Source organism: Granulicella mallensis (assembly GCF_014203225.1).
Taxonomy (GTDB): domain Bacteria; phylum Acidobacteriota; class Terriglobia; order Terriglobales; family Acidobacteriaceae; genus Granulicella; species Granulicella mallensis_A.
In genome coordinates this window covers 63,488-75,678 of the sequence record NZ_JACHIO010000024.1, presented here as the reverse complement: position 1 = coordinate 75,678, position 12,191 = coordinate 63,488, and the positions used below count along the sequence as shown (strand labels likewise).

12 protein-coding genes are annotated in these 12,191 nt (G+C 57.0%); 10 read left to right on the top strand and 2 right to left on the bottom strand.

The features are described 5' to 3' along the window. Positions 1–1,455: a sulfatase gene (locus HDF15_RS22005; protein WP_184259525.1), complete on the bottom strand. Its 1,455-nt coding sequence runs from the start codon at positions 1,453–1,455 to the stop codon at positions 1–3. Positions 1,456–1,608: 153 nt separating this feature from the next. Between HDF15_RS22005 and cobG the strand changes: the two genes are divergently transcribed. The 8 genes from cobG to cobF are packed head-to-tail and all read left to right on the top strand — an operon-like array spanning position 1,609 to position 8,990. Then, positions 1,609–2,895 carry a precorrin-3B synthase gene (gene cobG, locus HDF15_RS22000; RefSeq protein ID WP_184259523.1) on the top strand — a complete coding sequence of 429 codons (1,287 nt, stop codon included), beginning with the start codon at positions 1,609–1,611 and terminating at the stop codon, positions 2,893–2,895. Further along, entirely contained in the window at positions 2,892–3,521 is a 630-nt protein-coding gene (locus HDF15_RS21995) for a precorrin-8X methylmutase (RefSeq protein WP_221314565.1), read from the top strand. Before cobG ends, HDF15_RS21995 begins: the two co-directional genes overlap by 4 nt. Continuing rightward, on the top strand, positions 3,518–5,029 hold the full coding sequence (locus HDF15_RS21990) for a precorrin-2 C(20)-methyltransferase (protein WP_184259521.1): 1,512 nt from the start codon (positions 3,518–3,520) through the stop codon (positions 5,027–5,029). Before HDF15_RS21995 ends, HDF15_RS21990 begins: the two co-directional genes overlap by 4 nt. 21 nt (positions 5,030–5,050) lie before the next feature. Continuing rightward, positions 5,051–6,274 carry a precorrin-6y C5,15-methyltransferase (decarboxylating) subunit CbiE gene (cbiE, locus tag HDF15_RS21985; protein ID WP_184259519.1) on the top strand — a complete coding sequence of 408 codons (1,224 nt, stop codon included), beginning with the start codon at positions 5,051–5,053 and terminating at the stop codon, positions 6,272–6,274. After that, positions 6,271–6,636 carry a cobalamin biosynthesis protein gene (locus tag HDF15_RS21980; RefSeq protein ID WP_044176425.1) on the top strand — a complete coding sequence of 122 codons (366 nt, stop codon included), beginning with the start codon at positions 6,271–6,273 and terminating at the stop codon, positions 6,634–6,636. The genes cbiE and HDF15_RS21980 overlap by 4 nt, the downstream gene beginning before the upstream one ends. After that, positions 6,633–7,391, top strand: coding sequence for a precorrin-4 C(11)-methyltransferase (gene cobM, locus HDF15_RS21975; protein ID WP_184259517.1), 759 nt, complete (start codon positions 6,633–6,635; stop codon positions 7,389–7,391). The genes HDF15_RS21980 and cobM overlap by 4 nt, the downstream gene beginning before the upstream one ends. Before the next feature lie 19 nt (positions 7,392–7,410). Continuing rightward, entirely contained in the window at positions 7,411–8,223 is an 813-nt protein-coding gene (locus HDF15_RS21970) for a cobalt-precorrin-6A reductase (RefSeq protein WP_184259515.1), read from the top strand. Between the two features lie 2 nt (positions 8,224–8,225). After that, positions 8,226–8,990: a precorrin-6A synthase (deacetylating) gene (gene cobF, locus HDF15_RS21965; RefSeq protein ID WP_184259513.1), complete on the top strand. Its 765-nt coding sequence runs from the start codon at positions 8,226–8,228 to the stop codon at positions 8,988–8,990. 37 nt (positions 8,991–9,027) lie between these two features. On the opposite strand, the gene HDF15_RS21960 is transcribed toward cobF, so the two are convergent. Then, complete coding sequence (locus tag HDF15_RS21960; RefSeq protein WP_184259511.1) at positions 9,028–9,717, bottom strand: hypothetical protein; 690 nt, start codon at positions 9,715–9,717, stop codon at positions 9,028–9,030. Between the two features lie 218 nt (positions 9,718–9,935). On the opposite strand from HDF15_RS21960, the gene HDF15_RS21955 reads away from it, so the two are divergent. Both HDF15_RS21955 and HDF15_RS21950 read left to right on the top strand, forming a co-directional pair. Beyond that, positions 9,936–11,354 carry an MATE family efflux transporter gene (locus HDF15_RS21955; RefSeq protein ID WP_184259509.1) on the top strand — a complete coding sequence of 473 codons (1,419 nt, stop codon included), beginning with the start codon at positions 9,936–9,938 and terminating at the stop codon, positions 11,352–11,354. A 103-nt stretch (positions 11,355–11,457) separates the two neighbouring features. Next, complete coding sequence (locus HDF15_RS21950; RefSeq protein WP_184259507.1) at positions 11,458–12,138, top strand: protein mobD; 681 nt, start codon at positions 11,458–11,460, stop codon at positions 12,136–12,138. The last annotated feature ends 53 nt before the right edge of the window (positions 12,139–12,191 follow it).

Here is a 12,191-nt window from a genome sequence, read left to right as displayed (position 1 = left end):
TCAGTGCTTCCGTCTCGCAGGCACGGCTGCGCTCAGGCGTTCGAGTCTCTCCCAGAGCTCCTTTTGCAGATCCTGGTATTGAGGTTGACCGTAGAGGTTGTTTACTTCGTTCGGGTCGTTCTGCAGGTCGTACATCTCGTATTCCTGCGGGTCCCTGGTGTAGTGGATGAGCTTGTAGCGCTCCGTCCGCACGCCGCGGCAGGGAGGCGTGACTTCGGGGTTCGGCCACTCGAAGTATTCGTAATACCACTCTGTGCGGAAGGCTGGGTCCGCCTTTTCAGCCAGGGGCAGTACACTCTTTCCCTGCATGTTTGCTGGCTTTTCGATCCCTGCCAGATCGAGTAGCGTCGGAGCGAGGTCGGTGTCCAGCACCATCTCATCTCGAACGGTGCCTGCCTTGATGCGCCTGGGGTAGCGAATCATCAGGGGCACGCGGATGGAAGGTTCGTGCATCAGGCGCTTGTCGAAGAGCCGCCACTCCCCGAGAAAGTAGCCATGGTCGGAACCATGCAGGATGGCCGTATCGTCGAGCAGTTTGCGGCGCTCAAGATAGGCGAGGACTTCACCGATCAGATCGTCCACGCCCACAAGAGCCGCATAGTAATCCTTGGTAATCTCCTCGAGGGACCTTGGAGTATCGACCATGACCGTGGTCCCGATCTTGTTTTCCGCGGCTGCAAAGCAACGGGCCTTGCCGGGATAATCCTTCAGGTCATCGTCGAAGGTTGCAGGTTTAGGGATGACGGTATCGCGGTATAGATCGAGATACCGCCTGGGTCGATAGAACGGCGCATGCGGGGCCATGAACCAGACCAGCAGGCAGAATGGCTTGTCGCCGCGGTCCTCGTCCAGCCACTTCAGCCCACGCTGGACGGCGAGGTCGTCAGCCCAGACATTCTTGTATCGCTTCTCCGGGCCTATCTTTCCCTTGCGGCCTTCCTTGTAGGTGGGGTTGTAGTAGTTGTTCGAGGGCGCATTGTGGCCGAAGTAGTAGTCCCAATAACGGTCTTCCGCGCCATTGCGGAGGTGCGTTTTGCCGACGATGCCGACCTCGTATCCGGCGGCGCGCAGGATGTCGGTAAACAGGGGGATGTCTTCCGGCAGAGGCGTTCCCGCATCCTCGTTGGCATAGGCTCCTGTCGACTTGCTGTACATGCCGGTCATCGCCACGGCGCGTGCGGGAGCGCAGAGGGCATTGGTGCAGAAGGCATTGGTAAAACGCATACCCTCCCGTCCAAGGCGGTCATGGTGGGGTGTCTTGAGGATCGGGTTTCCGGCTAACGAAAGGGCATCGGCTCGCTGGCCTTCGCCGAAGAAAAAGATGAGGTTTGGCTGCTTTGCGGGCTTTGAGGGTGTCTCCGCTTCGCCTTGCCGGGAAGAAGTAAGGAGGGTTCCTGCAAGCGCCAGAGAGCCTTGAAGGAACTCTCGCCGGTTCGGTTCTGTGGAGTGCGACACCTGGTTTTCCCCTATGTGTATGCGGCTGTGTGCTGGCATGGATGGATACGGTGTTTTGAAGAGCAAGGTCCGTACTGAGACAATCTATATCAGACGCGGAAGAGGTGGCTGTTGTATCGGCCCTCAGCGTCTCTTCGGTCAGGGACAGAGCAGATGCGAGTTGGCGACAAATTTTGCCCGGGAATTCTTCACGCCGTTCCTGCGAAAGACGGTTTGCTCCTGCGCATCCGAGTCCCTGGTGGGCTGATTCAGCCAGGCCAGCTGGGCGCTATCGCGGAGCTCTCTGCGACGTTGGGGGACGGCCAAATAGAGATCACTTCGCGCGCCAACCTGCAGCTTCGCGCGATTCAACCCCAGGATCTCGCCAAAGTAGTAGAGGGCCTCATCGCGGTTGACCTCCTTCCTTCGCGCGAACATGATCGCGTTCGCAATATCATTGCGAGCCCTTTTGCCGGTTTGGACAGCCAGGAGTTGCTGGATACTGTGCCGCTGGTGCGTGAGCTGGATGATCGCCTCACGGCGGATTCGGCGTTTGCGGAATTGCATCCCAAGTTCAGCATGGCCTTTGACGGAGGTGGCAGATGGTTCAGCCGCGAGACGGACGATCTTGCCCTGCGTGCAGTAAGGGCCGGGGATGAGGTCTTTTTTCAGCTTTCGGTTGGCGGTGAACCCTCAGACATGAGTGTGACATCTGCCCGGGCGGTTGACTGTATGCTTGAGGCTGCACGAATCTCACTGCGGATTGCCAGGCAGTTCGAGATACCTGTTCGAGGGAGAAGAATCATCGCTGTACCCGGTGCTACTGCAACCATGATGGAAGGTCTTTCTGAATTTTTAACTCCCTGCACCCTGCCGCATGATTTTGCAGTTGAGGTCGAGACGCCGGTTGGTATCAGCCAAACGAGGCATGCCGGGCTGGCCAGCGTCATCCCGTCGGTTCCTCTGGGCCGGTTACAGGCAGGGCAGGCACGGCTGATCTCCGCGATCTCAAAGGACTATGAGAGCAGTCTGAGACTTGCCCCCTGGCGCGGCATCGTCCTGGGTGCGATACCGGAACAGGCTGTACGTGAGGTGAGCGCGCAGCTTGCTGAGGCGGGGCTATCGCTTGATGGAAAAGATGGGTACCGGGGCCTCTCTGCCTGCGCTGGAATTCATGGCTGCGACGCTTCCTTAGGCGATGTGCGAGCTGTGGCGGCGTCGCTGGCGCGTCAACTCGCGGGCCGCGAGATCAAGCCGGGATGGACCGTGAACATCTCCGGATGCGAGAAGCGTTGTGCGATGCGCAACGGCGCGACGGCGGAGATGGAAGCCAACGAGTCGGGCTACAGCCTGAAACTTCACGGAGTCGCTGTTGCTTCGCACTCTTCTCCTGCTGCTGCGATGGAAGCGATCGTTGCCTGCCACAAAGATAAAGATTTTGCTGCTGAGGTTGATTCATGAAGATGACTTATACGAAAGACGCCGGTGCAATCTATCGGGAGTCTTTCGCCATTATTCGGGCTGAGGCAGACCTGTCTGCCTTTCCGAAAGACCTTGCTCGTGTTGTGGTGCGGATGATCCACGCCTGCGGCATGACGGACCTTCCGCAATATGTCGCGGCCTCCCCTGACGCTACAGAGGCCGGCATGGAGGCCCTGCGCGCCGGAGCGACGATCCTCTGCGACGCGAACATGGTGGCCAATGGCGTAACCCGGTCGAGATTGCCAAAGGACAATGAGGTGCTTTGTACGTTGGGCGATCCTCAGACGGTGGAGCTGGCGAAGAAGCTTGAGACCACGCGCAGTGCCGCTGCACTGGAGCTATGGCGCGACAAGCTGGAGGGTTCGGTTGTAGTGATCGGGAATGCCCCAACGGCGTTGTTCCGTCTGCTGGAGATGCTGGAGGAGAACGCACCCCGCCCGGCGCTGATTATTGGAGTTCCGGTAGGATTTGTCGGCGCGGCGGAGTCGAAGGCGGCTCTTATGACCAGCCCGTTGAATCTTCCTTACATCACCATTCAGGGACGTCGTGGTGGCAGCGCCATCGCGGCTGCTGCTGTCAACGCACTTGCAAGTGAGGCCGAATGATCGAGACGCAGAAAGCAGGACGATTATTCGGTGTGGGACTGGGGCCGGGCGATCCTGAGCTGGTAACGCTCAAGGCTCTGCGGCTTGTGAGACAGGCGCAGGTGATTGCCTATCCCAGTGCGAAGCACGGCCAGAGCAATGCTCGCTCCATCGTTAGCCACGAGCTGGTACACGGGCAGATTGAGCTGCCGATGCTGTATCCGATCACTACGGAGCTGACCGATCATCCCGGCGGCTATGAAGGCGCGATCTCTGACTTTTACGACGCGATGGCGAAGGAGATTGCTATCCATCTCGAACAGGGCCGGGATGTGGCGATTCTCTGCGAGGGAGACCCGTTCTTTTATGGGTCGTACATGTACCTTCACGACAGGCTGGCACACCGCTTTGTGACGGAGGTCATTCCGGGCGTTCCCTCCATCATGGCCGCGGCTGCGAGATTTGGAACGCCTCTGGTGAGGAGAGACTCCGAGCTGGTTGTGCTTCCGGCGACCCTCTCTGAGGATGAGTTGGCATCGCGGCTGAATCCCTCTAGTTCTTTTGCCATTATTAAACTAGGTCGCAACTTCGCAAAGGTAGAGCGAGCGCTTGTCCGGGCAGGGCTTGCCGATAAGGCTCTCTTTATCGAGCGCGCAACGATGCCCAATGAACGCATCCTGAAGTTGAGCGATGTTGATCCGTTGAATGTTGCTTACTTCTCGCTGATTTTAATTCCGGATTTAAGTGGGTGCGTGAAGGATATCGCTGCGAATGATCTGGGCCGGATCACGGTAGTAGGACTTGGGCCCGGTGCGGCCAGCTGGATCACTCCGGAGGCTCAGCAGGCACTGGACGATGCGACGGATGTTGTTGGCTATAAGACCTATCTCGATCGCGTTCCCGTAAAGCCTGGTCAGCGCCGCTATGGCTCGGACAATAAGGTCGAGGCAGAACGGGCGCGTCACGCGCTGTCGATGGCGGAGTCAGGACGCCGGGTGTGTGTGGTTTCGTCCGGTGATCCCGGCATCTTTGCGATGGCTTCGGCTGTGTTGGAATCCGTGGAGCAGGGGCCAGAGGCATGGCGCTCGCTCGATATCCATGTTGTTCCCGGCCTGTCGGCGATGCAGGCCGCGGCTTCGAGGGTAGGGGCTCCTTTAGGGCATGACTTCTGCGTGCTTTCGCTCTCCGATCGCCTGAAACCTTGGGAGGTGATTGTGAAACGACTGCACGCCGCTGCTTCCGCTGACTTTGCGCTGGCTCTCTACAACCCTATTTCGTCCGAGCGCACATGGCAGTTGGCGGAGGCGCAGACGATCCTCGCACAATACAGAGCACCCGAAACGCCCGTTGTGCTTGCCCGCAGCGTTGGCAGATCTGACGAGAAGATTGTTTTCACCGATCTCGGAAGGCTCGATCCCTCATTGGTTGATATGCAAACGCTGGTTCTGGTTGGCTCGTCGACCACTCGCCAGTTCACCCTCTCGAACGGCAGGCAACTGATCTACACTCCGCGGAGCTATGGGGTTTAATCCTATGCAGATGGAGTTGCGATGACGGAGGACAAACAGCCCTGGCTGACGATCGTTGGCATCGGAGAGGATGGCTGGGACGGTCTTAACGCAGAGGCGAAGCAGGCCATTGCGTCTGCCGATATTCTCTTCGGCGGAGCTCGTCATCTGGCGCATGTGCCTGAGGGGGCTGCGGCGAGAGTTGCATGGCCGTCCCCTATGGCCTCTGCGGTGCAGGAGATCCTTACGACGCATCGTGGACAGGGAAGTGTTGTCGTTCTCGCGAGCGGCGATCCGATGCTCTATGGGGTTGGTGTGACGCTGACTCGTGACTTGTCTCCGTCAGAGTTTCGCGTGATTCCTCAAGTCTCTGCGTTCTCGCTGGCTTGCGCGCGAATGGGTTGGCCGGCTGCGGAGACGACCCTTGTCTCCCTGGTAAGCCGCCCGATGGAGCAGCTTCATAGGCATCTTTCTCCTGGACAGAGGCTCGTGGTTTACTCCGAAGACGGCGCTACTCCAAAGAGAGTTGCTCAGTGGCTTACGAGTGAGGGCTATGGTTCGAGTTTCTTAAATGTCTTTGAGAGCCTGGGTGGTGCTGCAGAGAATCATCGTGAGTCGTTGGCAAAGGAATGGTCGACAGAGCGGTGTGACGATCTAAATCTGATCGCATTTATTTGCGTTGCCGATGCCGGAGTTACATCTTTCTCACCAGTCTCTGGCCTGCCCGAAGAGGCCTTCGCAACCGATGGCCAACTGACGAAGCGTGAGGTTCGTGCCGCTACGCTCGCCCGGCTCGCTCCTTTGCCGGGACAGCGGCTATGGGACGTTGGCGCAGGTTCAGGGACGATCGGCATTGAATGGATGCGGGCGCATCCTTCCTGCTCGTGCATCGCCTTTGAAGCGCGACAGGATCGAGTGCGCAATATCCAGACAAATGTCCAGCGTCTGGGTGTGCCAGCTTTGAAGGTTGTTATGGGGACAGCGCCTGACAGCTTCGAAGGCCTGGCTGCTCCGGATGCCATCTTTATCGGAGGCGGCCTCACCGCAGAGCGCCTGTTTGAAGAGTGCTGGGAGAGACTCGTCTCCGGTGGACGATTGGTTGCGAATGCCGTAACCATCGAAAGTGAAGCGCGCCTTGCAGCCCTGCATAAGACGCACGGCGGTGAATTGATACGAATTCTTGTCGCGCGTGCTGAACCAATCGGTGGCACTCTTGTTTGGCGACACCTGATGCCTATTACGCAGTGGGCGGTTGTGAAACCATGAGCCAGCATGTTTCGATAGGGATTGGCTGCTCCTCTCGCGCGACTGTCGAGGATGTTCTCCAACTCGTAAAGAGTTGTGCGGTCGAGATCGCACCTGACTCGATTGTCGCGACGCTCGATCGCCGTTCAACGATCGGAGAAGCTGTAGCAGCAAACTTAGGATTACGACTTATGTTATTTCCCGCAGATAGACTCGCCCAGGTTCCCGGCGTCACGAATCCTTCTTCTCTGGCCTCTGCAACGGTTGGCACCTCCAGTGTTGCGGAGGCCGCAGCCTTAGCCGCGCTGGGCCCGAGAGCGCGGCTCACTGTAACGCGTCAGACAGGACGCTTCTGCACCTGCGCCGTGGCGGTGATCGCATGAGCGTGCATTTCATTGGTGCTGGCCCAGGAGCGGCGGATCTACTAACCCTTCGAGGCCGTGACTTAATTCAGAAGTCCCAGGTGTGTCTCTATGCTGGTTCTCTGGTGCCGAAGGAAGTGCTTGCTCATGCACCGCAAGGCGCGCGCATCATCGACTCTGCTGAGATGAACCTTGACGAGATTATTGCCGTAATCGCTGCGGCGCATGAGGAAGGTCTTGATGTCGCGCGCATTCATTCGGGTGACCTTTCTATCTGGAGCACGATGGCGGAGCAGACCCGCCGCCTTACTCAGCTCGGCATCCCCTACGATGTGACTCCCGGCGTTCCTTCCTTTGCCGCTGCTGCCGCTGCCCTGAGTCAGGAACTGACACTACCCGAGATCGCACAGACCCTGATCCTGACACGGACTTCGACTCGATCTACTCCCATGCCTCTTGGGGAAGACCTCACGACGCTGGGCAAGACCGGGGCAACGATGGCCATCCATCTCTCGATCATGAATCTCGAGATGGTGACCTCGCAGTTATTGCCACTGTATGGGGCGGACTGTCCCGTCGTGGTGGTGCATCGAGCCAGTTGGCCGGACCAGGCTATTCTGCGAGGGACGTTGTCTACGATTCAAGAGATCGTTACTGCCTCAGGGATCAACAAGAATGCCCTGATCTTAGTCGGCAAGTCTCTCGGCCCATCTGTCTTCGGTGAAAGCTATCTTTACTCCGCATCCAGAGACAGGGAACCGGAAGCAAAAGCGTAGGGATTCAAGAGAGAAGGAAATGCAGACGCTGCACGACATTACGTCGAAGGACGCTCCGCCACGCGTATTGATCCTCGGTGGAACCGGAGAGGGTGCGCAGCTTGCTGCCAGACTTGCAGAGAGAACAGACTTCACTGTGATCTCGTCGCTTGCCGGTCGAGTCGGCGAGCCTAAACTTCCGCAAGGTCTCGTCAGGGTCGGCGGTTTCGGCGGTCTTGATGCGCTCGCCTCTTATCTCGTGAAGGAAGAGATTAAAGCGGTGATCGACGCGACCCACCCCTTTGCCGCGAAGATCAGCCACAACGCCGCAATCGCGTGCAGTCGCACGGGATTACCGTTGATCGCTCTGCGTCGTCCACCCTGGGGAAAGATCGACGGAGACCTATGGCATGAGGTTGACGACTTTCAGAGTGCGGCCAGCTTTGTAGAGGCTAAGAAAGCTCGCGTATTTCTTTCGATTGGACGCCAGGAAGTCGGTGCGTTCTCAGAGTGCAGCGACGCATGGTTTCTGATCCGCGCCATTGAGATGCCTGGCGAAGGTCTGCCGCCTTATCACGAAGTGATCCTGCAACGTGGTCCCTTTGAGCTTGAGGATGAACTGCATCTGCTGCGCAAGTATTCCATCGATTATCTGGTTTCGAAAAATAGTGGCGGGTCGGCAACTTACACCAAGATTGAAGCCGCTCGTTCCCTTAAGATTCCGGTGGTGATGATCAATCGGCCTCTCAAGCCCGCTGTTCCGTGCGTCGGGACAGTCGAAGAGGCTATCGAAAGGCTGGAATGTCTTATGCCTGCTGCTTCGGGTGCTTCTAACTATTCGGAGGAGTGCTGAGGATGAGAAAGCTTTACATCATTGGCGTTGGTGCGGGTGATCCGGAACAGGTCACCATGCAGGCGATCCGAACGATGAATCTGGTCGACGTGTTTTTCTTCCTGAATAAAGGAGATGCCAAAGACGATCTCCTGCGTATAAGAAAAGAGATCTGCGATCGCTATATCGAACAGGGAATGTACAGGGCGATTGAAGTTACAGATCCGGAGCGTGACTCATCGATAACACCCTACTCTGCACGTGTTGAGGCGTGGCACCTGGAGAGGGCTCTTATTTATGAAGGGCTGATCGAACGAGAGCTGGGAGAGGAAGACTGCGGCGGCATTCTGGTATGGGGAGATCCTTCTCTCTACGACAGTACGCTGCGGGTTATCGATCAAGTCCTCAAGCGGGGCAACGTTCAATTTGACTATGAGGTGATCCCGGGAATTACCAGCGTCCAGGCTTTGGCCGCGCGCCACAAGATCGTCTTGAACGGTATTGGAGAATCGGTGTGTGTTACAACTGGCCGTCAGTTAGCGGCTACTGGTCTGCCAGACAATACTGAAAATGTAGTCGTTATGCTGGACGGTAATAACTCCTACAAGAGCCTGACGGACCCCGACCTCCATATTTATTGGGGAGCTTATCTCGGAACCGAGAACGAGATCCTGCTCTCCGGGAAGCTTGGTGAGCTTGCCGAGACGATCGAAGCAACGCGCGCCGAAGCCAGAAAGCGTAACGGTTGGATCATGGATATCTATCTGCTCAGAAAATCAGATTTGTAATCTTGTGAGATTGATTCAATCTCCCAACCTATCTCCACTACTTATCATCGATGGTGTTTGTCCAGTGGGGAGCCGTAGCTGCCAGCTTCCGTTCAGCACTGATATTTCGTATGACGGTTAGTCCCTGTGTTCCGAGCAGGTAGGTCGTGCCGTTGCCTTCGTCCGTCTGCTGTTGTACGACGCCTTTTACGATCGCGATGGCATGCGAGGCTAAAGGCTCAATCACTTCATAGTCCTGAGGGACAGAGGGACTTTGGGTGTTGGCTTTGTTCTCCTCTACTGGGACGATGTAGTAGGAGTTTGTCGCCGCTCCAACGGCTTTGAGGACAGGCTCTTTCGGTTTGGTCAGATCGATGATTGCCGTTCCGCGTCCATCGCGATAGCGAATCATCTCCAGCGATTGACCGGCAGGCTGCACGAAATCGAAGGCCGCAGGCGCATTAATTTCCGACAGCTTTTTGAACTTGATTCTTCCGGGGTCTGAAACATCGAAGATGGCAATCTGCCGTCCGTTGTCTTGCTCGATGTACAGATAGAGCGTGGCCGGATTCACGAGGTGAAGGTCCATCGCCAGGCCCTGTTGCTGTGCCTGTTGCGGCAACTTGTTCTCGGGCACAATGACGAGGCCCTCTGCAATCGTCTTCGCTTCGCAAAGGTGGGATTGCGCTATCAGGACTACTCCTAAAAGAAAGCCAGCGGAACGGCTAGTAAATCCGAGAATTGACATTGAGAACTGCTCCCTGTGTCGCAGATTGTTGTTGCGATCATTAAGATGAACTTCTGCATATTGAGGGTGCTGAATACTTTGTATGAGGCGTATGCGAAATGAGAATAGTAGATCGGCATGTTGAATGGAGGCTTATCGAGATCTATGGGCCAGAATGAGGTTGACTATTCGCTGCGACCGCGAATTGGATGTCATGGCCCCGCAGTATCATAACCAGCATGCAATTGCAGACAACGAGCAAACCGGAGATCTCTCCGAGCCTCTGGCAATCTGTCAAAGAATCTCTACGCGGCAGCCATCAGGACTACACAACGGGCAGCCTGAACCGGTCGATTCTTCTGCTCGCCATTCCCATGGTGCTGGAGATGGTGCTCGAATCGCTTTTTGCCGTGGTGGATGTCTTCTGGGTCAGCCGGCTGGGTGCGGATGCCACGGCCACGGTGGGTTTGACGGAGTCGGTTCTCACCTTGGTCTTTGCTGTAGGGATGGGCCTTGGCATGTCGACCACAGCCATGGTCGCGCGTCGCATCGGTGAGAAGGATGCGGACGGTGCAGCCATCTCTGCGGTTCAGGCGATGATCCTGGGGTTCATTGCCTCCCTGGTGCTTGGCGTTCCGCTTTTCTTCTTCGCGCCCCATCTGCTTGGGCTGATGGGAGCGTCGCCTGCCATTATCGCCAGTGGAGTGAACTACACGCGGATCGTGCTGGGTGGCTCCGGCGTCGTGCTGATGTTGTTCCTGAACAACGCTATCTTCCGTGGCGCGGGCGATGCCGCCATTGCCATGCGTCTGCTTTGGGTCTCGAACATTCTCAACCTGATCCTCGATCCCTGCCTTATCTTTGGCCTTGGGCCCGTTCCCCGAATGGGAGTTACTGGTGCCGCTCTCGCGACCTTTACCGGACGGAGTATCGGCGTTCTTTACCAGTTCTACCGGCTTGGCAAGGGAACGGAACGGTTGCAGATCCTCTCGCGCCACATGAGATTACAGGGCACCGTTCTCTGGCGTCTGGTGCGTGTCTCGCTATCCGGCATTCTTCAATTTCTTATCAGCCAGGCCAGTTGGATCGGCCTCGTTCGCATTGTGAGTATCTTCGGCGCTCCCGCTCTGGCCGGATACACCATCGGCATTCGCATCGTCATCTTCGCGATTCTGCCCTCCTGGGGATTGAGCAATGCTGCCGCTACCCTCGTGGGACAGAACCTTGGTGCAGGACATCCTGACCGCGCCCGCAACGCCGTATGGAGAACGGGCCTGTGGAACATGGTCTTTCTCGGTTCCGTGGGCATCGTCTTTATCGTCTTTGCTCCCTTTATCATTGGCCTGTTCACGAGCGACCCAGCGGTAGCGGCCGTAGCCGTTAATAGTTTGCGCATCTTCAGTTGCGGGAACATCGCCTATGCCTATGGCATGGTGCTTCTGCAGGCATTCAACGGAGCTGGGGACACGGTCACACCTACCTACGTCAATCTCTTCGGCTTCTGGATCGTCGAGATTCCTCTGGCGTGGTGGCTGGCGATGCATACTCGGATGCACGTCAATGGGGTCTTCGTCTCCGTGGTCGTGGCGCAATCCGTCATTGTGCTCATCAGCCTGGTGCTCTTTCGACAGGGGCGATGGGCTACGCGGCGCATCTGAAGGGGATCGGACAGGCTCCGGAGTATGTGGGGATGATTTTGGTTGCTCGCTTTACAGAACCTTCATCTTAGATTTCCTCCGGCTTCCTATAATCGGAAGACTCATGAACGCTCCGATCGTATTTATCAGCGGCAGTAAAGGCGGGGTCGGCAAATCCATCACCTCGATGGCAGTGCTCGACTACTTCACCACGCAGCATACATTTCTGAAGCTGATTGAGTCGGACAAGAGCAATCCTGACGTATGGAGCTCTTACGGCAGCACCGTCGAGAGCGAAGGTGTGGACCTGGACGACGTTGAAGGCTGGATCCAGCTCGTAAACATCTGCGACGCGCAACCCTTCAAGGCAATCGTGGTCAATACGCCCGCGCGCAACAATATGGGTGTTCGTGCACATGGAGCGATCCTGCGCGACTCTCTGAAGGAGTTGGGACGCCCCCTGGTGACACTGTGGGTGATCAATCGGCAACGCGATAGCCTGGAGTTGCTGAAAGAGTATATGGAGCTGATGCCGGATGGGGTGACCCATGTCGTCAAGAATGGATACTTCGGTGAAGAGCGGAAGTTCGAGCTCTACGAGAAGAGCCCCGTTCATGAGAGCATCCAGCAGCAGAACGGCAAGAGCCTCTTCCTGCCGGACCTGGCCGATAGAGTCACGGACGAGCTCTATAGCAAAAGAATCACCCTGGCGGAAGCGGCCCAGCAGTTGAAGGTCGGCGACAGGGCAGAGCTGCAGCGCTGGAGAACAGCAGTTGCAGTGATGCTGACCTCCATCGGGCTTTGATTTCCATAGGCGATAGCAGTCTCCTGGAAGACTGGCGGTCCAGGTTTTATCTC